The 18,140-nt window shown below is 68.1% G+C and carries 20 protein-coding genes and 1 other RNA gene; 5 read left to right on the forward strand and 16 right to left on the reverse strand.

Annotation, left to right across the window (positions count from 1 at the left end; translation table 11 throughout):
• Positions 1–142: 142 nt before the first annotated feature.
• The 5 genes from rnpB to VKQ35_RS09210 form a co-directional block, all read right to left on the reverse strand.
• Positions 143–554, reverse strand: an RNA gene (rnpB, locus tag VKQ35_RS09190) — RNase P RNA component class A.
• A gap of 90 nt (positions 555–644) precedes the next feature.
• Positions 645–944, reverse strand: a complete 300-nt coding sequence (locus VKQ35_RS09195; protein ID WP_324360777.1) for a hypothetical protein — start codon at positions 942–944, stop codon at positions 645–647.
• Positions 945–1,062: 118 nt separating this feature from the next.
• Complete coding sequence (locus VKQ35_RS09200; RefSeq protein WP_324360779.1) at positions 1,063–1,674, reverse strand: FMN-binding negative transcriptional regulator; 612 nt, start codon at positions 1,672–1,674, stop codon at positions 1,063–1,065.
• Positions 1,674–2,402 carry an N-acetylmuramoyl-L-alanine amidase gene (locus tag VKQ35_RS09205; protein WP_324360781.1) on the reverse strand — a complete coding sequence of 243 codons (729 nt, stop codon included), beginning with the start codon at positions 2,400–2,402 and terminating at the stop codon, positions 1,674–1,676. Before VKQ35_RS09205 ends, VKQ35_RS09200 begins: the two co-directional genes overlap by 1 nt.
• Entirely contained in the window at positions 2,399–3,292 is an 894-nt protein-coding gene (locus VKQ35_RS09210) for a DMT family transporter (protein ID WP_324360783.1), read from the reverse strand. The genes VKQ35_RS09205 and VKQ35_RS09210 overlap by 4 nt, the downstream gene beginning before the upstream one ends.
• Before the next feature lie 244 nt (positions 3,293–3,536).
• Between VKQ35_RS09210 and VKQ35_RS09215 the strand changes: the two genes are divergently transcribed.
• Positions 3,537–3,770, forward strand: coding sequence for a hypothetical protein (locus VKQ35_RS09215; RefSeq protein ID WP_324360785.1), 234 nt, complete (start codon positions 3,537–3,539; stop codon positions 3,768–3,770).
• 37 nt (positions 3,771–3,807) lie between these two features.
• Here the strand turns inward: VKQ35_RS09215 and VKQ35_RS09220 are convergent, their stop codons facing one another.
• The 5 genes from VKQ35_RS09220 to VKQ35_RS09240 form a co-directional block, all read right to left on the reverse strand.
• On the reverse strand, positions 3,808–4,890 hold the full coding sequence (locus VKQ35_RS09220) for a hypothetical protein (protein WP_324360787.1): 1,083 nt from the start codon (positions 4,888–4,890) through the stop codon (positions 3,808–3,810).
• 4 nt (positions 4,891–4,894) lie between these two features.
• The gene (locus VKQ35_RS09225) at positions 4,895–5,488 is read right to left on the reverse strand and encodes a DUF3052 domain-containing protein (RefSeq protein ID WP_324360789.1); all 594 of its coding nucleotides are present in this window, start codon (positions 5,486–5,488) and stop codon (positions 4,895–4,897) included.
• 63 nt (positions 5,489–5,551) lie between these two features.
• A complete protein-coding gene (locus VKQ35_RS09230) occupies positions 5,552–6,694 on the reverse strand; it encodes an acyl-CoA dehydrogenase family protein (RefSeq protein ID WP_324360791.1) in 1,143 nt (380 codons plus the stop codon).
• Positions 6,695–6,743: 49 nt separating this feature from the next.
• Positions 6,744–7,946 (reverse strand): acyl-CoA dehydrogenase family protein, encoded by a 1,203-nt coding sequence (locus tag VKQ35_RS09235; RefSeq protein ID WP_324360793.1) that lies wholly within the window; start codon positions 7,944–7,946, stop codon positions 6,744–6,746.
• A 110-nt stretch (positions 7,947–8,056) separates the two neighbouring features.
• A complete protein-coding gene (locus tag VKQ35_RS09240; protein WP_324360795.1) occupies positions 8,057–8,737 on the reverse strand; it encodes a TonB family protein in 681 nt (226 codons plus the stop codon).
• A gap of 108 nt (positions 8,738–8,845) precedes the next feature.
• Between VKQ35_RS09240 and VKQ35_RS09245 the strand changes: the two genes are divergently transcribed.
• Entirely contained in the window at positions 8,846–9,574 is a 729-nt protein-coding gene (locus VKQ35_RS09245) for an endonuclease/exonuclease/phosphatase family protein (protein ID WP_324360797.1), read from the forward strand.
• 3 nt (positions 9,575–9,577) lie between these two features.
• Here VKQ35_RS09245 and VKQ35_RS09250 read toward each other — a convergent pair whose 3' ends face one another.
• Positions 9,578–11,083: a phospholipase D-like domain-containing protein gene (locus VKQ35_RS09250; protein ID WP_324360799.1), complete on the reverse strand. Its 1,506-nt coding sequence runs from the start codon at positions 11,081–11,083 to the stop codon at positions 9,578–9,580.
• A gap of 166 nt (positions 11,084–11,249) precedes the next feature.
• Entirely contained in the window at positions 11,250–11,612 is a 363-nt protein-coding gene (locus VKQ35_RS09255) for a hypothetical protein (RefSeq protein WP_324360800.1), read from the reverse strand.
• Between the two features lie 177 nt (positions 11,613–11,789).
• On the opposite strand from VKQ35_RS09255, the gene VKQ35_RS09260 reads away from it, so the two are divergent.
• The 3 genes from VKQ35_RS09260 (at position 11,790) to VKQ35_RS09270 (ending at position 13,086) form a co-directional block, all read left to right on the forward strand.
• Entirely contained in the window at positions 11,790–12,218 is a 429-nt protein-coding gene (locus VKQ35_RS09260) for a PaaI family thioesterase (protein WP_324360804.1), read from the forward strand.
• The gene (locus tag VKQ35_RS09265; RefSeq protein WP_324360806.1) at positions 12,215–12,463 is read left to right on the forward strand and encodes a DUF1289 domain-containing protein; all 249 of its coding nucleotides are present in this window, start codon (positions 12,215–12,217) and stop codon (positions 12,461–12,463) included. Before VKQ35_RS09260 ends, VKQ35_RS09265 begins: the two co-directional genes overlap by 4 nt.
• A gap of 92 nt (positions 12,464–12,555) precedes the next feature.
• Positions 12,556–13,086 (forward strand): TIGR02281 family clan AA aspartic protease, encoded by a 531-nt coding sequence (locus tag VKQ35_RS09270; protein ID WP_324360807.1) that lies wholly within the window; start codon positions 12,556–12,558, stop codon positions 13,084–13,086.
• Here VKQ35_RS09270 and dusA read toward each other — a convergent pair.
• The 4 genes from dusA to VKQ35_RS09290 form a co-directional block, all read right to left on the reverse strand.
• Positions 13,030–14,034, reverse strand: coding sequence for a tRNA dihydrouridine(20/20a) synthase DusA (gene dusA / locus VKQ35_RS09275; protein ID WP_324360809.1), 1,005 nt, complete (start codon positions 14,032–14,034; stop codon positions 13,030–13,032). The two genes, VKQ35_RS09270 and dusA, sit on opposite strands and share 57 nt — an antisense overlap.
• A gap of 415 nt (positions 14,035–14,449) precedes the next feature.
• Entirely contained in the window at positions 14,450–15,520 is a 1,071-nt protein-coding gene (locus VKQ35_RS09280) for an alpha/beta hydrolase (RefSeq protein WP_324360811.1), read from the reverse strand.
• A complete protein-coding gene (locus VKQ35_RS09285) occupies positions 15,517–16,923 on the reverse strand; it encodes a sodium:solute symporter family protein (protein ID WP_324360813.1) in 1,407 nt (468 codons plus the stop codon). Before VKQ35_RS09285 ends, VKQ35_RS09280 begins: the two co-directional genes overlap by 4 nt.
• Positions 16,924–16,960: 37 nt before the next feature.
• Positions 16,961–18,130, reverse strand: a complete 1,170-nt coding sequence (locus VKQ35_RS09290) for a mandelate racemase/muconate lactonizing enzyme family protein (RefSeq protein WP_324360815.1) — start codon at positions 18,128–18,130, stop codon at positions 16,961–16,963.
• Between the last annotated feature and the right edge of the window lie 10 nt (positions 18,131–18,140).

An 18,140-nucleotide genomic window follows, 5' to 3' on the forward strand; every position in this document is an offset into this window, starting at 1 on the left:
TGTTAGAGAAACCAACGAGTCGCAGGCAAGTATGGTTAACCGGATATTGTTATCCACAGAACATACAGCGAACTTCTGCCACAGCTGTTAACGAACTGGGCCGTAGCCGGCGGCGCGGTGTCATTGCGTCCCATTGAGGCGATGGACCAGACGGCCTGTAAGCCGGGTTCTGTGCCGCCCGGAACCGAAGTCCCGGACATTGGCGATCATTCCTCTGGACCGCCCCTCGCGGGACGGTTCTCGCGACCTACCCGGACCGCTCAGGCCTACGACAGCCCTATCCTCCTTCGCCAAGGCTACGGAGGACGCACGGTCCCTATTCGGTCTTGCTCCTGGCGGGGCTTGCCATGCCGCGACTGTTACCAGCCGCGCGGTGGGCTCTTACCCCACCCTTTCACCCTTCCCCTCCGATGCCTAGGCGAAGGAGGGAGGTTTGCTTTCTGTGGCGCTATCCCTGGGGTCGCCCCCGGCGGGCGTTACCCGCCGCCATGTCGTCGTGGAGCCCGGACTTTCCTCGACCCCCTTGCGGGAGCCGCGATCGCCCGGCCGTCTGGTCCGCGCGGAACCTGAGGGTTCGTGGCGCGGAGGTCAAGCGAAGGGCCGGGCCGCCTCCGGGGGAAGAGGCGGCCCGGCGTCGCCGCATCCTAGCTCTCGTGGCGGCGCAGACGGACTTCCTGGCGGTGCAGGCGATGAGCCTGGACGCGGGTCAGGTGGCCGCCGTGCATCCGCGCGCGCCGCGCGATGTGGCGGTCGACGACGCGCATGCGGTGCGCCTGGACGCGGCTGATCTCGCCGCGGCGTTCTTCGGTGTTGATCTGCGCGCGGTGGGTGGCGATCTCGGCGCGGGCGGGCGGCGCAAGCGGTTGGGCCGAGGCCGCGGTGGCGGCGGCGCCCAGGGCGGTCGCGCCCAGGATCAGGGCGATGGCGGTGGTCTTGAAGGTCATGTCGCAGTTCCTTTGATCAGGTTCCGCTTGCGCGGCGGGCCGTAGCCGTCGCCAAGCCCGCACAAGATGCAGCTCAGCTGCTGAACCCGATCTGAGGGCTAGGAATTCGCGCCGTTCATCAAGGTGGCGGGATTGCGGCGCGCATCAGGGCGGCCACTGGGTGGTCGCCGAGCGCCGCCATGACGCCTTGGCGGTCGGTCTCGGTCTTGTTCTGGGAGAGCTTGAACGTCCCCTCCAGCCGTTCGACGACCATCCGCGCGCCGATGATGCCACGCAGCATTCCGCCGAACCGCCCCGGCGACATCTTATGCCGCGTCCACGCCGGCTTCGGCGCCAGCCGCGCCTCCTCCTGCGCCGAAAGTTCGTCGAGTTGGCGCACCAGTTCGGACTCGTCCAGCGCCTCGACCCGCCCCTCGGCCTCGACGGTCAGATAGTTCCAGGTCGGGACTTGGTCGACGCTCTCGTACCAGTCGGGGCTGACATAAGCGTCGGGCCCCAGGCCAACCGCCAAGGCTTGGAAACCGTCCGCCAAATAGGGCGCGATCGCATTGCCGCGAGCCAGGTGGAAGTCGAGCGTGAGATCTTCGCCCGCGCCACCCACCACGACAGGCGCGTGCGCGACGAGCGGGCGGCCTGCCGGTGCGGCGCAGAGCGTCACGAAGGCATGGCGCCGCAGCCACTCCAGCAAGGGCGCCTCATCGGTGACCCTGTAGAGTCCTCCCGGATGCATCAGCCCGCGAGCCTCAAGAGCGCGATCAGCCGCGCGCGGGTCTCACCGTCGGCGACGCCGTCGACCTTCTCCTGGCGCCAGTGGCGCTGGAAGGCGGTGACCACCTGCTGCGTCGCTTCGTCGAACTTACCGGACGGCGGCAGGTCGTAGCCGAGCCGCGTGAAGCCGGCCTGCAGGGCGAAGACCTCGACGCCTTCCACGCCCAGCGCCAGCGGCAGGCCGGGCGCGGCGGGCGCTTCCACCCAGAGTCCATGGCCGGCCTCGGCCAGCCGCTTCCAGGGGAACAGCTCGCCCGGATCGTCCTTCCGCGCGGGCGCCACGTCGGAGTGGCCGACGATGCGGTCGTCGGGAATCTGCCAACGGCTGCGGATGTCGGCCGTCAGCGCGATGACCGCGGCGATCTGCGCGTCGGGAAACGGCCGGTAGCCGAACTCGTGGCCGGGATTGACGATCTCCACGCCGATGGAGACGCCGTTGATGTTGCGCTCGCCCTTCCAGTAGCTGACGCCCGCGTGCCAGGCGCGCCGCTCCTCGGGCACCAGGCGGAAGATGCGGCCGTCCTCCTCGACGACGTAGTGCGAGCTCACCCGGGGCGCGTTGGGATCGCGCAGGCGGTCGAGCGCCTCCGGGCCGGTCTTCATGCCGGTGTAGTGCAGCACCAGGATGTCCGGCACGCCGACGCGGGCGTCGAAGTTCGGACTGGGCGCTTCGATGAAGTCCAGGCTCATTGGGCGCGGTTCCGGATGGCGAGCAGCAGCGGCATGACGTGGTTCCTTCGGACCGCGATGATCAGGACGCCGGTGAGCGCCAGGAGCGTGCCCGCCGCCATCCGCAGGCCGAACGGATCGTGGAAGATCGCGACGCCCAGGGCAATCGTCGCGAGCGGCGTCATCAGGGTCAAAGGCGAGATCAGGTTCGCCTCATAGCGGCCGATCAGGAAGTAGTAGCCGGTGTGCGCGCCCACCGAGACCACCAGCCCCGAATAGAGCACGGCGGCGGCGAACGGCCATCCCGCGGCCAGCGCCTGGCCCACCTGCCCCGGTTCCAGCCAGGCCGAAAGCGCCGCCAACGGCAGGACCGAGGCGAAACCCACCCAGGCCTGGAACTGCAGCGGCTTCACGCCCTCGATCTGCTTCATCATCACCGCGCCCAAGGCGCCCGCGAAGGCGGAGGCCACCACGTAGAGCAGCCCGGGCGAGAGCGCGAAGCCGCGCGGGTCGTACATCACCGCCAGGCAGCCCGCGAAGGTCAGCGTGATACCGAGCGCGCGCCGCCAGCGGATCTTCTCGCCCAGCATGACCATGGAAAGCAGCGTCGTGATCGGCACGCCGATCTGGCCGATCACCGCCGCCGCCGACGGCGTCGAGGTCTTCAGGCCCAGGAACAGCAGGGCGAAATTGCCGCCGCCCATCAGCGAGGCGACCGCCAGCAGCCGCCAGCGGGGCCGCGGCATCGGCAACAGCCACGGCAGGGTCGCGGCCGCCACGATCCCGAACCGCACCGCCGCATAGAACAGCGGCGGCAAGCCCAGATGGCTCACCACATACTTCGAGACGATGTTGTTCGAGGCCCAGACCAGGCAGACCAGCGTGAGCAGCCCGAAGTCGCGCAGGGACATGAGAATTGCCCTTAAGCTGCGTCGTGCGCGCGGTCACCTTCGCCGGTGCGCCGCCGCTGGATGCGACAGGACCGCGTCAGCCCCTCCCCGCCAACCCCGAAATCCGTCGCGAATGTTTCTAAGGTTACGAAATGAGTTGTTTGGTCAGTATTCGGGACATCCTACGGATACATTACAATAACCCGCCATTATTATTTTGATTGAATAATGCTTTCGGGGGTCGTCAACTTTACGGAGCTTTCAAATGTCAGTGTCGTCCATCTCCAGCACTCCGCCTACGCCGCCCGCGCCGCCGGTTCAGGATCCCACCACCAGTGACGGGATCCAGAAGACGCATCGCCATCACCACCATCACGGCGCCAAGCCGGCCGCGAGCTCTCAGCCGGCGCAGGCGTCCGCCGACAGCACGGCCACGACCGACACCACGGCGACCGCCGCCGCCTCGTCCAGCAGCAATCTGCTCGACGTCACCGCCTGACCAGCCATCGGCCGCCACGGACCCGCGCGGCGGCCGACTAGCGCCGCGCGGTCTCGTCCAGCCAGCCCAGGATCTGCGGATTGAGCTCGCGCGGGTAGGTGTGGCTGAGGTCGGGTAGTTCGACATAGGTCACCTGAGCCCCCGCCGCCGCGAGCGCGCGCTCGGCTCCGCGCGCCATCTCCACCGGGAACATCCAGTCGAGCGCCCCGTGGGCGATGTGGACCGGCAGGCCCTTCAGCCGGTCGGGATCGGCCATCTGGGCCAGCATGGGATGGAAGGCGGCGGCCACCGGCGCCAGGTGGGTGAAGGGCGATCCCGGTTCCAGGCCGCTGACATAGCTGAAGGTGCCGCCATCGCTCATGCCGGTCAGCAGCAGGCGCGTGGGATCGACATGCCAGCGCCCGCGCACCGCCTCCACGATCGCCGCCAGGTTCGGCGTATCCGGGTCCTCGCCCGTCAAGGCCCAGGTCTGGCCGATGGCGGTGGGCGCGGCCAGGATCGCGCCCTGGCCGCGGGCGTCGCGTAGCCAGCTCCACAGGAAAGATCGCCCGCTGCCCGCGCCGCCGTGCAGGGCGACCACCAGAGGGCATGGGCTGTCCGGGGAATAGGTCTCCGGCACATAGAGCGAGACCCCGCCGCGGGCGCCCGGCTCGCCAATGTGCATCACGCCGGTGTCGCCGCGCTCCGGCGCATCCGCCAGCCGCGCGACCAAGGCCGCGTCGCCGCGCAGGGCGGGCGACAGGAAGAAGCGGCTCACCGGCGGCAGGCCGGCGGCGAACGGATACAGCGCCTCCTGCGCCCGGGGCAGGCCGCGCAGCGCCCGGAAGATCGCGCCCATGTCGCCGCCGGCGGCCTCCGCGGCGCGCAGACCCGCGAAAGCCTCCAGCACATGGCCACAGGCGGAGTCGAGCCGCCCGCGCAGGAACACGAGTTCCACCGGCCAGTCCGAGAGGCCGCCCATCGCCGCCCGCAGCGGCGCCTCCGGCTCGCCGACCGCCGCCAGCACGCCGGAGAGGTCCGGCGGGGTCAGGTAGCGGGCGACCAGGCCCAGGGCCTCCAGCGCCGCCAGCAGCGGCGGGATGATCGAGGCGAGGTCCTCGGGTGTCCGGTCCTCGCTCATGAATCTAGGTCAGGCGCCGCACGAAGCGCAGCGACGTGTGGGTGTCGGAGAAGCTGACCACCTTGTTGTCGACCAGGCCATGGGCCTTGGCGGCGGCCATCACCTCGACGTCCTTCAACGTGGCCGCCTTGCCCTTGCGCGAGACGATCCACAGCGCGCCCTTCTCGGCCAGCATAGGGACGAGCGCTTCGACGCGGGCCAGCTCCTCGGCGCTGTCGGCGGCGTAGAACAACAGGTCCAGGTCCGCGAGTTCGGTCACCGGCTGCGCCCCGCGCTCGCTCAATTCCGCCGAAAGGGCGCCGTCCGCGACGCCCAGGACGGCGGCGCGCATGCCGGGCTTCACCCCGATCTTGTCCATCCGGCCCTTGGGATTGAGGATCGCGTCGACCCAGCTCGCCGCCTGCTTTTCGCCGAGCGTGAAGCGCGAGCCGTCGGCCAGCACGAGATCGGCGCCATCAGCTGTCACGCCCTGCAACGCCTCGCCCTCGAACACCCGTCGCTGCGCGCCCCGGAACAGCAGCTTCGGCGGCTCGTACTGCAGACGGCCCTCGTCGGGGCCTTCGGCGAACGTCGCCTGGACCGTGGCTTCTTTTCCCAAGATATCTCTCCGCTCGATCCCGCCGGGCGGATGGCCGCGCGAGACGAACGCAGGCCTATAGCACTAAGCCGCCTGCCCCAGGCTCAGGAACTCGTAGCGGGCCAGGAAGTGGTCGGTGGAGCCGAAGGCGCTCTCGATCATGGTGGCGCGCTTGAAGTAGTGGCCGATGGCCATTTCGTCGGTCATGCCCATGCCGCCGTGCAGCTGGATGGCGTTCTGGCCGACGAAGCGGCAGGCCTTGCCGATCTGCACCTTGGCCGCCGCCGCCGACTTGGCGCGCTGCTTGTCGTCGGAGAGCTTGATGGTGGCCATGTAGGTCATGGAGACCGCCTGCTCGACCTGAATGAACATGTCGACCATGCGGTGCTGCAGCACCTGGAAGGCGGAGATCGGCTGGCCGAACTGCTTGCGTTGGCGCGTGTACTCCAGCGTGCCTTCGTGCAGTTTGCTAAGCACCCCGCAGGCCTCACCGCAGGTCGCGACCACCGCCTCGTCCACCACCTTCTCGATCAGCGGCATGGCCTGGCCTTCGGGGCCGACCAGGGCGTCGGCGCCGAGCTTCACGTTCTCGAAGACGACCTCCGAGGCGCGGAAGCCGTCGACCGTCGGATAGTCGCGGGTCGAGACGCCCGCCGCGGCCTTCTCGACGATGAAGACGCTGACGCCTTCCTGGTCGCGCTGGCCGCCGCCGGTCCGCGCGGTGACGATCAGGTGGCTGGCGTAGGGGGCGCCGATCACCACGGCCTTGGCGCCGTTCAGCACCCAGCCGGCCCCGTCCTTCTTCGCCGTCGTCTTGAGGTCGGCGAGATTGTAGCGCGCCTGCGGCTCGGCATAGGCGAAGGCGAAGATCGCCTCGCCGGAAATGATCTGGCCGATCAGGGCCTCGGCGCCCGCATGGCCCGAGTGCTTCAGGAACCCGCCGCCGATCACCACCGTGCCGAGATAGGGCTCGACCACCAGGGACCGCCCCATCTCCTGCATGACGATCATGTTCTCGACCGGCCCGCCGCCCAGGCCGCCCAACTCCTCGGAGAACGGCGCGCCCAGGATGCCGAGCTCTTCGGCGAAGGCCTTCCAGACCGCGGGGCTCCAGCCTGGCTCCTTGGCCAGCATCGCGCGCCGCTGATCGAACGAATAGTGGTCCGCCAGATAGCTCGCGACCGTGTCGCGCAGCATCGATTGTTCGTCGGTGAAGCTGAAGTCCATAGGTCGGGCAGTCCGTAAGAACGTTGGCGGAAGGAGGGGTGGAAGCGGCCTAGAGCCCCAGCACCATCTTGGCGATGATGTTGCGCTGGATCTCGTTGGAGCCGCCGTAGATCGAGGTCTTGCGGCCGTTGAACATCTCGCCCGCCAGGCCGTCGGCGTAGTCGGGCCCGATGCCGGCGTTGTGGCCAAGGTCGCGCAGGAATGGCGCGCCGTAGTGGCCGACCGCCTCGAGCGCGAGCTCCTGCAGGCGCTGCTGGATCTCGGTGCCCTTGATCTTGAGGATCGAGCTTTCCGGCCCCGGCCCCTTGCCGCTCGACTCGCCGGCGAGCGTGCGCAGTTCCGTGAACTCCAGCGCCGTCAGGTCGATCTCCAGCTCGGCCACCTTGCGGCGGAAGAAGGCGTCTGTCAGCAGGGCGCCGCCGGCGTCGGAACGCTCAGTGGTGGCGATGGCGCGCAGCTTTTCCAGGTTGCGCTTGGACCGCGCCACGCCCGCGATCCCCGACCGCTCGTGGGCCAGCAAGGCCTTGGCGCAGGTCCAGCCCTGGTTCTCGTGGAAGATGCGGTTCTCGACCGGCACCTTCACGTTGTCGAGGAAGACGTCGTTCACCTCGTGCCCGCCCTCCAGCGTGATGATCGGCCGGACCGAAATGCCCGGGCTCTTCATGTCGATCAGCAGGAAGGAAATGCCGGCCTGCGGTTTGGCGTCGGGGTCGGTGCGGACCAGGAAAAAGCCCCAGTCGGCGTGCTGGCCAAGCGTCGTCCACGTCTTCTGGCCGTTGACGATGTAGTACTCCTTGCCGTCGTCGGCGGTGATCCGCTCGGCCTTGGTCTTCAGGCTCGCCAGGTCCGAGCCCGCGCCCGGCTCGGAGTAACCCTGACACCACCAGACCTCGCCATTGTAGATGCCCGGCAGGAACCGCTTCTTCTGCTCCTCGGTGCCGAAGGTGTAGACCACCGGGGCCAGCATCGAGACGCCGAACGGCAGCACCGGCAGGGCGTCGGCCTCGGCCAGCTCCTCGGACCAGATGTACTTCTGCGTCGGCGTCCAGCCGGTGCCGCCGAACTCAGTCGGCCAGGACGGCGCGACCCAGCCCTTCTTGGCCAGCACCTTGTGCCAGAGCAGATATTCTTCCTTGGTCAGCGGCCGGCCAGCGTCCTGCGCGGCGCGCAAGTCTGCGGGATAGTTGTCCTTGATGAAGGCCCGGACTTCCTGGCGGAAGGCGTTCTCTTCGGGTGAGAAATCGAGGTTCATCTGGGGCTCCCTGGACGCCTGGCTTACGGCGTATCCGCCTTCGCCCGACCATAGGCCGGAAGCTGCCGCTTAGGGAAGATGACGTTTACGTAAACGTGAGGCTTCCATGGCTATTTGGCGAGGCGAAACCCGACGGGAATAATAATCGACCGACCCGCGACCTTCTCGCCGTAGAGATCGACCTCCCGCAATTTGAAGAGCGGGGTCAGCGTCATCGTGGCAGCGCCGAAGTCCTGTCCAGCGGGCGCCTCGCTAAAGATGACACAGGAGTCGAGGCGGCCATCAGAGGTCACCTGGCATTTCACGGCTCCGCGGCCCTCAAGTTTGTTCTGCCTGGCGGTCGCAGGATAGGCCCGCTGAACATCCGATGGGCTGGGTGTGTGCAGCAACACAGGACGCAAGACAGGCCCGCCTGGGGGCGGCGGCTCAGTCGGAATGAGCGTGGGCTGTAGTTGGAAGCGGACCGGAATTCGGATCACCCCGCCGGCGACAGGGTGACCGTCCTTGGTCATCGGCAGCATCCTGAAGAAGGCTGACAGCTTCAAGGCAGCTTCACCGAAGCCTTGCTCAGCCGGATCCTCCTTCAGGACCTTGCATTCATGGAGACGGCCCTCGACTCCCACCTCGCAGCCTATGGTGACGCTACCCTCAACGTGCGCCATCAGTGCCGGCTTGGGATAGACAGCGACTACATCACGGCCGTCGGGCTTCGCGGCCCAGTCCGGCATGGTTATGACGCTAGGCGCGGGCGCTGCGGCCTGCATCAGCATCGCGGCCAGAACGGACAACATTTCGACTCCCCCCGAAGCGCTGCCGCAACTTAGCCGCGAACCTCTGCCCTCGGCCAGCCGTTCCGCAGGCCTTGCCCCTGCGTCAGAACCCGTGCACGCCCAAGCCCGATGCCCAGGATCGTCACCTACAATGTGCACCGCTGCGTCGGGAACGACCGGCGCCTCGACGTGGGCCGGATCGCCCAGGTGCTGGCGGCGCTGGAGCCGGACATCGTGGCGCTGCAGGAACTCGACGTCGGCCGCGCGCGGACCGGCCGCGTCGACCAGGCGCACGAGATCGCGCGGCGCCTGGATATGGCCTGCCACTTCAACGCCGCCCTGACGGTGGAGGAGGAGCGCTACGGCGACGCCATCCTGACCCGCTATCCCGAGCGTCTGGTGCAGCTGGGTCCGCTGCCCGGCCACCCGGCGATCCCTCAGCTGGAGCCCCGCGGCGCGCTGTGGGTCGAGGTGGAGATCGCCGGCGCGACGGTGCAGATCGTCAACACCCACCTGGGCCTGGTCCCCAAGGAACAGCAGATCCAGGCCGCGCACCTGGCCGGTCCGGCGTGGCTCGGTCATCCGCACTGCAAAGGACCGCAGATCCTGCTGGGCGACTTCAACGCCACCGCGACCTCGGTCGTCTACCGCACCTTCCTGAAGCGCCTGTCGGCGGCGCGGACCCTGGCCAAGGTGAAGACCCCGACGGCGACCTTCCCCTCGCCGCTGCCGGTGCTGCGGATCGACCACCTGTTCGTCAGTCCAGAGATCAGAGTGGCCGACGTCTTCGCGCCGTTTTCGCCCCTCACCCGCGTCGCCTCCGACCACCTGCCCCTGGTGATGGACTTCGAGCTCTAAGGCCTAGTTGTCGATCGCGTCGATGGCGGCGGGGCCGCCCAGCATCTGGAAGCTGCGGACGGCCTCATAGAGGCGGGCGCGGCGGCGGCCGGGGTTCCAACTGTCCTTGGGATCCTGCGGATCGCCCAGGTGGTACTTGGCCACGAACTCTCCGAAGGCGGTGACTTCGGGCGGCTCGATGGGGCGCAGACGGTTGTCGCGGTTCAGCGCGTCGATGGCGCCCACCAGCCCGCCGTAGTCGGCGCGCGCCTTGGCCACCGCATCGCCCGTCAGGCCCATGAAATGGCCCACCAGCCGGTCGCGGAAGGCGCCGATCGCCACCCTCGCCGCCTCGTCCCCGCCCTCGACGGCCAACTCGCACTCGGTGTCGAAGCCGCCGGAGCGGTTGTTGAGGTTGGCCGAGCCGACCCGGGCGATGCGGTCGTCGATGACGCTGGTCTTGGAGTGGACGATCACGGTGTCGCCTTTCGCCGTCGCCGGCCAATAGGCGCGGAAACGGCCGAAGACGTCGGCGGTCCTCAGCCGCCAAATCATCGCGCCCCGCGCCCGGTCCATGGTCAGGTGGTCGAACCAGCTCGGCGCGTGGCCGGTGGAGACCAGCACCACCTCGGGCCCCTCCGGCTCGGCCAGCCGCGCGGCCAGCGCCTCGGTGACGAGCGGCGAGGTGAAGTACTGGTTCTCCAGATAGATCGTCTGCTCCGCCGCGGCGATCGAGGCGAGCGTCAGGCGGCGGATCTCGTCGATCTCGGCCTGGCGCTTCCAGGTCGGCGCGGTGCGCGCGATCCCCACCTCGACGTCGAACAGCGCCGGCGGCACGTGCTCCGGCCAGGGATCGCCGCCGGCGTCGGGCGGCGGCTCAAGGGCCTCGCCGGTCGCCTTCTGCCAGCGGGCGCGGGCGAGGTCGCCGAGCGCGGCGGCCGCGGGGCCATCGACGACCATCATCACCTCGTGCCGCGGCGCGTGGAATTCCTGGTCGGGCATGATGCGGCGCGTGTCGTCATCGCGGTGGCCGGGCGTATCCCAGCGGTCGACGCTGATGTCGCCGCCGCCGCAGAAGGCCACGCGATCGTCGATCACCAGCACCTTCTGATGGTGACACGCCCCGAAGGGCACCTGATCGTCGAGCCGGAACTTCACCGGCGAGCCCTTGAACCATTGGCGCGCCCGGTGCGGAAAGAACTCCTGCTGCGCCGCGATCGGGAAGGCCGAGCGCCAGATCAAGAGGCGGATGTCGAGGTCGGGCCGCGCGCGGGCCAGCTCGATCAGGATACGGCCGATCTCGTCGGGGTCGTCGGGGCCGTCGTACCCGTCCGGGAACAGCCGCGTGCGCGGATCGAACCCCCAGCCCAGCAACAGAATCGAACGGCGCGCCTTCTGCAGGGCGTCGAAGACGGCGGTGAAATAGGCCTCGGTGTCGATCAGGAAGGCGGCGCGGTCGGCGCGCGCGGTGCGCCAGCAGGTGTCGCCCACGCGCAGGACCCCAGGCGCCGTCGAGGGCCGTATCGCCATGTTCAAGCTGTCACGGCCCCTTTCACGCGTCCGCCTCCCCTCCCGACCTTCACCAGGACGAAAGGCGTCAGCGAACCTGGGGTTCCCGAACCGTCACCGCAAGAAAAAGCGCGCCAATCCGCGAAGGGCGACGCGCTGGCTTAGAGGCCGAGTTGGGGCAATTGGGCTAGTGGACCGAGGGGCTGCTCGCCTTGGCCGCGGCGTCGTGGGCCGCGCCCAGATAGGCCATGCAGGGTCCGTTGAGTTCGGCGCTGAGGCGGTCGCGGGCGTCGCGGCTGGAGGCGTCCCGCTTGCCGCGGGCCATTTCCACCTGGCCGCGCTCATAGACCGGTTCGAGGCGGCTGCGGCCCTCGGTCTTGATCAGGCTGTCGAGGCCGGCGGTGTCGCCCGCGCCCAGGCCCTCGGCGAGGCCGCGGCAGCGGTTGGCCTTCAGATAGTCCACGTCGCTGAGATGGTCGGCGGCGGCGGCTGCGCCGGCAGCGCAGAGGCCAAGACTCAGGGTCGCGAGAAGGATGGCGGCGGTCTTCATGATGATATCTCCCTCAAAACAGTCCCCGCACTAAATTTGATCCCTGATTTGTGATTTCTCAAATTAATTGGAAGCAATGAACAGTATTTAATGTTCCAAGTAACAGAGTTACATGATGCATTTACTTATGACTACAATTTACTTGTCCGTGAGCCGGCGTGGCTGGCATGAAGGCCCATGGCCGAGCTGACCCCCGTGCTGGACGCCGCGGGCGTCAACGCCCTGCTGCGCAAGGCCTTTCCAGACGCTGTGCCGGCGGCCTTCCCCACCGTGCTGGAGGTCGCGCCGGGCCGGGTGAGGGTGATGGCGCCCTACCGCGAGGGGCTGCTGCGTCCGGGCGGCGTGATCTCCGGCCCGACCCTGATGTCGCTGTCGGATACGGCGGCCTACGCCCTTGTGCTCGCCCACATCGGCGACCAGTTGATGGCGGTGACCTCGTCCCTGACCATGAACTTCCTGCGCGGCGCCAAACCCGGCGACCTGCATGCAGAGGCGCAAATGCTGCGCCTTGGCCGGCGCAACGCCGTCTGCGACGTGCGCCTCTGGACCGAGGGCCCCGACCGTCTGGCGGCGCAGGCCGTGGTCACCTACGCTCTGCCGCAATGAGCAATCCGCCCGAGCCCCCGAAATCGCTGAAGGACGGCGGCGGTCCGCCGAAAGCCATCGCCACGCCCTGCATCAAGGTCTGCGTGGTGGACGGCGAGAGCGGGCTCTGCATGGGCTGCTACCGCCAGCTCTCGGAAGTGGCCCAGTGGGCGCGGTTCAGCGACGACGAGCGCGCCCAGATCATGGCCGAGCTGCCCAGCCGCCGCAGCCGCATACGGCCGGAAAAGCTCGCGATGTTCGGTTAAGCCTGCCCGTTCATCCCTTCAAAACACCCCTGACTTAGTCTGCCCGATCGAACGGCGGTCTTTTGGGGCCGCGGCGGACCAAGTCAGAGCACGTGACCGAGGCCTGGAAATTCATCCTTGTGGCGGGACTGGCCAGCGTCTCGGCCCTGATCAGCGCCGAGACCGTGGTCGTGGCCTCGCAGCGCGTCGCGCCCCTGCGCGCGGCGGCCGCGCAGTCGCAGGCGCCTTCGGCCCAGGCCGAAGCCGGGCCGGCGTCGGGCCCGGCGACCATCGCCAAATCCAGCGACGGCCACTACTGGGCCGATGGCCAGGTGAACGGCGCGGCCGTGCGCTTCCTGGTCGACACCGGCGCGACCGCCGTGGCGCTGACGCCGGACGATGCGCGGCGCCTCGGCTTCACGCCGGCCAATCTCACCTACGGCTATCGCGTGGTCACCGCCGCCGGCCAGGCCCGCGCGGCGTCGGTCAAGCTCGCCTCGGTGACGGTGGCGGGCGCGCGGCTGGAGAACGTCGACGCCCTGGTGATCGAGAAGGGCCTCGACACCTCCCTGCTCGGGATGACCTACCTAGGCCGCCTCGCCAGCTTCCAGGCGACGCGCCAGGCGCTGATCCTGCAGCCCTGAGACAGCCGCGAGCGCGGCGTCGACCACCTCGAGCCCCGCGTCCGGCTTGACGCTCTCCACCGTCAGGATCCGCCGCCAGGTCCGCGCGCCGGGCGCCCCGTGGAACAAGCCCAGCATGTGCCGCGTCATGGCCGCCAGGTGGGTCCCGGCCGCCAGTTCGCGGGCGATATAGGGCCGGTAGCGTTCCACCGCTTCAATCGCGGTGACCACCTCGCTGTCGCCGAACAGCCGCGCGTCGGCCTGCCCCAGGATCGCCGGCGTGTGATAGGCCGCGCGGCCCAGCATCACGCCGTCCACATGCGCCAGATGCGCCTGAGCCTCGTCCAGCGACGCGACGCCGCCGTTGATCGTGATGGTCAGCTCCGGGCGTTCCGCCTTCAGCCGGTAGACCAGCGGATAGTTCAGCGGGGGCACGTCGCGGTTCTCCTTCGGCGACAGGCCCTGCAGCAGCGCCTTGCGCGCATGGACCACGAAGTGGCGCACGCCCGCCGCCGCGCAGAGGTCGACCAGGCGGAACAGGCTCTCCTCCGGATCCTGGTCGTCCACCCCGATGCGGCATTTGACGGTCACCGGCACGCTGACCGCCGCGCCCATCGCCGCCATGCAGTCGGCGACCAGCTCCGGCTCGCGCATCAGGCAGGCGCCAAACCGCCCCGACTGCACCCGGTCCGACGGACAGCCGACGTTGAGGTTGATCTCGTCGTAGCCGCAGGCCTCGCCGATCCGCGCCGCCGCGGCGAGGTCCGCCGGCTCCGAGCCCCCCAGTTGCAGCGCCACCGGATGCTCCGCCGGATCGAACGCCAAAAGCCGCGCGCGGTCGCCATGCAGCACCGCCCCGGTCGTCAGCATCTCGGTATAGAGCACCGCCCGCCGCGACAGCGTCCGGTGCAGACTGCGGCAATGCCGGTCCGTCCAGTCCATCATGGGGGCACATGAGAATATCGCCATAGCTAACGGATTTTATTGACCTTATTTTTCGAAAAAGTTCCGATGCCGGACTGGACGGACTCAATAGCATTTTCAAGCACTTACGCGAAGTCGCGTGCAAATGTGGACTTGCGGGAGTGTTCAAGTGTGGACATGTACTCACGCGAAGCGCGGGCCGAAACCACTTTGGGAGTCGAGGAGCGATGGCGGAGAAGGCATAAATTTACAACAGCGATATTCTTCGCTCGCTCCATCGCAGCGTAACTGGACTGCGCCGGGCCCGCCTCGTCGACGAGGCCACGATGTGCAAGTTCGACGCGCAGTGTCTGACAGCGGCCTCTCGAGCATCAGCGCGGAAGACCACCGCACGGCGCGATCACGAATAGGACCGGCTAGGCGCCAGAAGCAGAAATCGAGGCCCTGCCGGAAGCCCGGCCTAGCGTCGGTCCTTCAACTTCTCTTCAAAAAATGTGGCCATGACCTTGTAGGCCTCGCGCGCCTCGGGCACGCGCTCATCATAGAAGAAGGCGTGGCGACCGCCCTCCCAGACATGAAGGTGCGCATCGACACCGGCCGCGACCAGCTTGCTGTGCAGATTGACCGCGCTGCTCATCGCGAAATCCCTGGTCCCGGTCACAACCAGCGTCGGCGGGAACTTTCCAAGCACCGATGCATCCCGCGCCGGATAGGCTTCGGGGTCGCTCGGCGAGGCGCCGGCCATATAGCCAAGGCCCGCGTCCCCTCGCGGCGCGGGGTCCGGAGCTTCGCCGTCGCCCAACAGGTTGCCGATAATGCGCGAGTCCCCGCCCATCGACGCATCGCCGCCCGCACAGTAGACGCCCGCAGCCGCCGGGGACGGTAGGCCGTGGCGCGAGAACCAAGCCAAGCTCTGGGTCGTAAGCAACCCGCCCGCCGAACAGCCGAACAGTCCGAGGTGTTTGGGCGAGACCGTCTTCAGCACCTGGCGATAGACCGCGACCACATCCTCCGTCGCTTCGGGATAGTGGTGCTGCGGGCCTTCGCGATAGTCGATGCTGATCACCTTGATCCCGGTCAGCGCCGCGATCGGGATCGATTCCATGCCGCCGCACTCGGCGAAGCAGGCGGTGAAGCCGCCGCCATGCACATTGATCAGCAGCAGCTTGTCCTTGGTGGGCGAGACTCCGCCCTTGGGCTCATAGATCAGCACCGGCACGCCGCCGATGGTGTCCTTGCGGATGCCGACCTGAGGGAACGCCGCCTTTGTGCGTTCCAGGCCCGGCCCGAAGACGCCCCGATAGAGCTCGTCGGTGGAGCGGCCCTTGAAGGACCGCTTGAGCAGGATGTGCTCGACCCGCGAGGCGTTGCCGGCCTCGCTCATCAGGGCGCTGCTGGGCACCTCGACGGCGGGCACGGAGGTCGCGCCCGTGGGGCTGACCGGAACCGGCGCGGCGCTGGCGAGCGGACTCAGCGCCGCGAACGCCGCGGCTGTAGCGGCCGTCAACAGAGGCCGAAGGGTGCGGCTCATGCGTGGGTCTCCCGGGTGGTGGAATTGGGGGCGGGCTTGCGACGGGGCAGCAGGCGCTCACCGAGCAGGACGAGGGCGGGCAGCGCCGCCGCCACGTACATGTTGTCGACGCCAAAGGGGTTGCCGAACAGGTACCAGGCCGTGGTGGCGAGGCCGGAGCCGACCAGCGCCACGACCGCGGCGCGACCCGAGCGGACCCAGGGCAGATAGACCCCCATCAGGGCGACGATAGTGATCGAGAGCCGCAGCGCGCGGGTGAAGAACGACAGGGTCTGGATGTGCGGCGCCAGCAGGACCACGACCAGCGGTGCCGCGCCGACGGCCACGCCCACCAGGCGCGTCACACTCAGTTCCTGCTCGGGCGTGGGCTTGCGCCACGGCACATAAAAGTCGCGCATGATCAGGGCGGTGATGCCCAGGGCCACGGTGCTGACGCTCACGAGGACGGACGCCACCAGAGAGACGGTCACCAGGGTGGCCAGCGGCGTGTCCATGTGGGCGATGAACACCGGGAGCGCGAAGAGGCTTTTCTGGGTCGGATAGAGGTAGCGGGCCGCCACGCCGATAAAGCCGATGGCGACGCCCAGGGGCAGGCAGAGGGCAGACGCCAGGAACGCCGCGCGCTGGGCCGACTTCGGTGTCTGGGCGGCGGCGATGGCCTGGACGATGAACTGGCTGGAGAAGATCGCCCCCGTGGTGCCGACGATCCAGGCGATGATCGTCGAGCCGCCGACGGCGCCGTCCCAGGTGAAATAATAGACGGGAAGCGCGCGCTGCATGGGCTCGATCCCGCCGCTCAGCGCAATCGCGACGGCGACGATGACCCCGATGCCGACCACCTTCACCAGACTATGGAGGACGGTGACGTAGGCGGTGCTCTTGAGGCCTCCGAACACATAGTAGATGGAGCTGGCGGCGGCGATGACCACGGCGCACCCGGTGAGACTGAGGTGCAGCGCCGGGCTGAGGGCCGCAGCCCCGCTCAGGTAGTTGCCGGCGTTCACCAGCAACAGGGCGAAGATCATCATCACCGACACCACCGCGCGCGCGGTGGACCCGAACCTCTGCTCGATCAGGCCGGAGATCGTGACCTGCGACGACTCTCGTATGGTCCGCGCGAACCCTATGGCCAGCAGCAGGAAGCCGATAGCTGCGGCCACCACTGCCCAGCCGGCCGCCATGCCCTTCTCGAACGCGGCCTGCGACCCGCCGACGCTCGAGTTGGCGCCGATGAATTCCGACATCAGGAAGACGCCGATCACCCCGGCAGGCAAGGCCCGGCCCGCGACCATGAACTGAGCGCTGGTCTTGCTGCGCAGCACCCAGGCCAGGAGGCTGGTCAGCACCATGTAGACAATGACGCCCGCGATGATCAGGCCTTCGCGCCCCAGCAGGAAGCTCATGGCTTGGCCTCTGATCGCATGGCTGCGCTCGCCTTCGTCATTCGGCGAGCTCGCGCATCACCTTGATCAGATCCGACTTGCCCTCGAACCCGATGCCGGGAAGGTCCGGCATGACGATGTGGCTGTCCTCCACCTTCACCCCGTCGGGGAAGCCGCCATAGGGCTGGAACAGGTCCGGGTAGCTCTCGTTGCCGCCCAGGCCGAGCCCGGCGGCGATGTTCAGCGACATCTGGTGCCCGCCGTGCGGAATGCATCGCGACGGAGACCAGCCCGCGTGATCCAGCACCTCAAGGGTCCGCAGATATTCCACCAGGCCGTAGGAAAGGGCGCAGTCGAACTGCAGCCAATCGCGGTCCGGCCGCATGCCGCCATAGCGGATCAGGTTGCGGGCGTCCTGATGGCTGAACAGGTTCTCGCCGGTGGCCATGGGCCCCGGATAGAACTCCGCCAGCACAGACTGCAGGTGGTAGTCGAGCGGATCGCCCGCCTCCTCGTACCAGAACAACGGATAGTCGCGCAGGAGCTTGGCGTATTCGATGGCCGTCAGGGTATCGAAGCGGCCGTTGGCGTCGACCGCCAGCTGCGCATCGGAGCCGATCTCCGCGAGTACGGACTCGATCCGACGCGCGTCGGTGGCGAGGCTTTCGCCCCCGATCTTCATCTTCACGACCCGATAGCCGCGGTCGATGTAGCTGCGCATCTCGGCGCGGAGCGCCGCGTCGTCCTTGCCCGGATAGTAATAGCCGCCGGCGGCGTAGACGAAGACTTGGGGGTCGGCCTCGCGGCCCTTGCGCTCGGCCAAAAGTCGGAACAGCGGCTTACCGGCGATCTTGGCAACCGCATCCCAGACGGCCATGTCGATGGTGCCGACGGCGACCGACCGCTCGCCATGTCCGCCGGGCTTTTCGTTGGTCATCAGGGTCGCCCAGATCTGGTGCGGATCGAGGTTCTCGCCGGTCTCATCCAGCAGGTCGGCGGGATCGGCCTGGCGAATGCGGTCGACGAAGCGCTCGCGGATCAGCCCGCCCTGGCCGTAGCGACCGTTGGAGTTGAAGCCGTAACCGACCACGCGTTTGCCGTCGCGCACCGCATCGGTGACCACGGCCACAAGGCTCGTCGTCATCTTGGTGAAATCGATATAGGCGTTGCGGATCGGCGACGAGATGGGCTTCGTTATCTCACGTACTTCCACGATACGAACCGACATGAAATCTCCT

Origin of the sequence: Phenylobacterium sp., assembly GCF_035309685.1 — a bacterium.
Lineage (GTDB): Bacteria > Pseudomonadota > Alphaproteobacteria > Caulobacterales > Caulobacteraceae > Phenylobacterium.

Excerpts from the sequence above, each read along its gene's own strand:
- VKQ35_RS09250 (WP_324360799.1), bottom strand. The coding sequence starts at position 11,083 with ATGGCGATACGGCCCTCGACGGCGCCTGGGGTCCTGCGCGTGGGCGAC.
- VKQ35_RS09210 (WP_324360783.1), bottom strand. The coding sequence starts at position 3,292 with ATGTCCCTGCGCGACTTCGGGCTGCTCACGCTGGTCTGCCTGGTCTGG.
- VKQ35_RS09195 (WP_324360777.1), bottom strand. The coding sequence starts at position 944 with ATGACCTTCAAGACCACCGCCATCGCCCTGATCCTGGGCGCGACCGCC.
- VKQ35_RS09240 (WP_324360795.1), bottom strand. The coding sequence starts at position 8,737 with ATGTTGTCCGTTCTGGCCGCGATGCTGATGCAGGCCGCAGCGCCCGCG.
- VKQ35_RS09205 (WP_324360781.1), bottom strand. The coding sequence starts at position 2,402 with ATGAGCCTGGACTTCATCGAAGCGCCCAGTCCGAACTTCGACGCCCGC.
- VKQ35_RS09280 (WP_324360811.1), bottom strand. The coding sequence starts at position 15,520 with ATGAGCCGCACCCTTCGGCCTCTGTTGACGGCCGCTACAGCCGCGGCG.
- VKQ35_RS09220 (WP_324360787.1), bottom strand. The coding sequence starts at position 4,890 with ATGAGCGAGGACCGGACACCCGAGGACCTCGCCTCGATCATCCCGCCG.
- VKQ35_RS09215 (WP_324360785.1), top strand. The coding sequence starts at position 3,537 with ATGTCAGTGTCGTCCATCTCCAGCACTCCGCCTACGCCGCCCGCGCCG.
- VKQ35_RS09245 (WP_324360797.1), top strand. The coding sequence starts at position 8,846 with ATGCCCAGGATCGTCACCTACAATGTGCACCGCTGCGTCGGGAACGAC.
- VKQ35_RS09255 (WP_324360800.1), bottom strand. The coding sequence starts at position 11,612 with ATGAAGACCGCCGCCATCCTTCTCGCGACCCTGAGTCTTGGCCTCTGC.
- VKQ35_RS09230 (WP_324360791.1), bottom strand. The coding sequence starts at position 6,694 with ATGGACTTCAGCTTCACCGACGAACAATCGATGCTGCGCGACACGGTC.
- VKQ35_RS09265 (WP_324360806.1), top strand. The coding sequence starts at position 12,215 with ATGAGCAATCCGCCCGAGCCCCCGAAATCGCTGAAGGACGGCGGCGGT.
- VKQ35_RS09235 (WP_324360793.1), bottom strand. The coding sequence starts at position 7,946 with ATGAACCTCGATTTCTCACCCGAAGAGAACGCCTTCCGCCAGGAAGTC.
- VKQ35_RS09260 (WP_324360804.1), top strand. The coding sequence starts at position 11,790 with ATGGCCGAGCTGACCCCCGTGCTGGACGCCGCGGGCGTCAACGCCCTG.
- VKQ35_RS09285 (WP_324360813.1), bottom strand. The coding sequence starts at position 16,923 with ATGAGCTTCCTGCTGGGGCGCGAAGGCCTGATCATCGCGGGCGTCATT.
- VKQ35_RS09290 (WP_324360815.1), bottom strand. The coding sequence starts at position 18,130 with ATGTCGGTTCGTATCGTGGAAGTACGTGAGATAACGAAGCCCATCTCG.
- dusA (WP_324360809.1), bottom strand. The coding sequence starts at position 14,034 with ATGGCGATATTCTCATGTGCCCCCATGATGGACTGGACGGACCGGCAT.
- VKQ35_RS09200 (WP_324360779.1), bottom strand. The coding sequence starts at position 1,674 with ATGCATCCGGGAGGACTCTACAGGGTCACCGATGAGGCGCCCTTGCTG.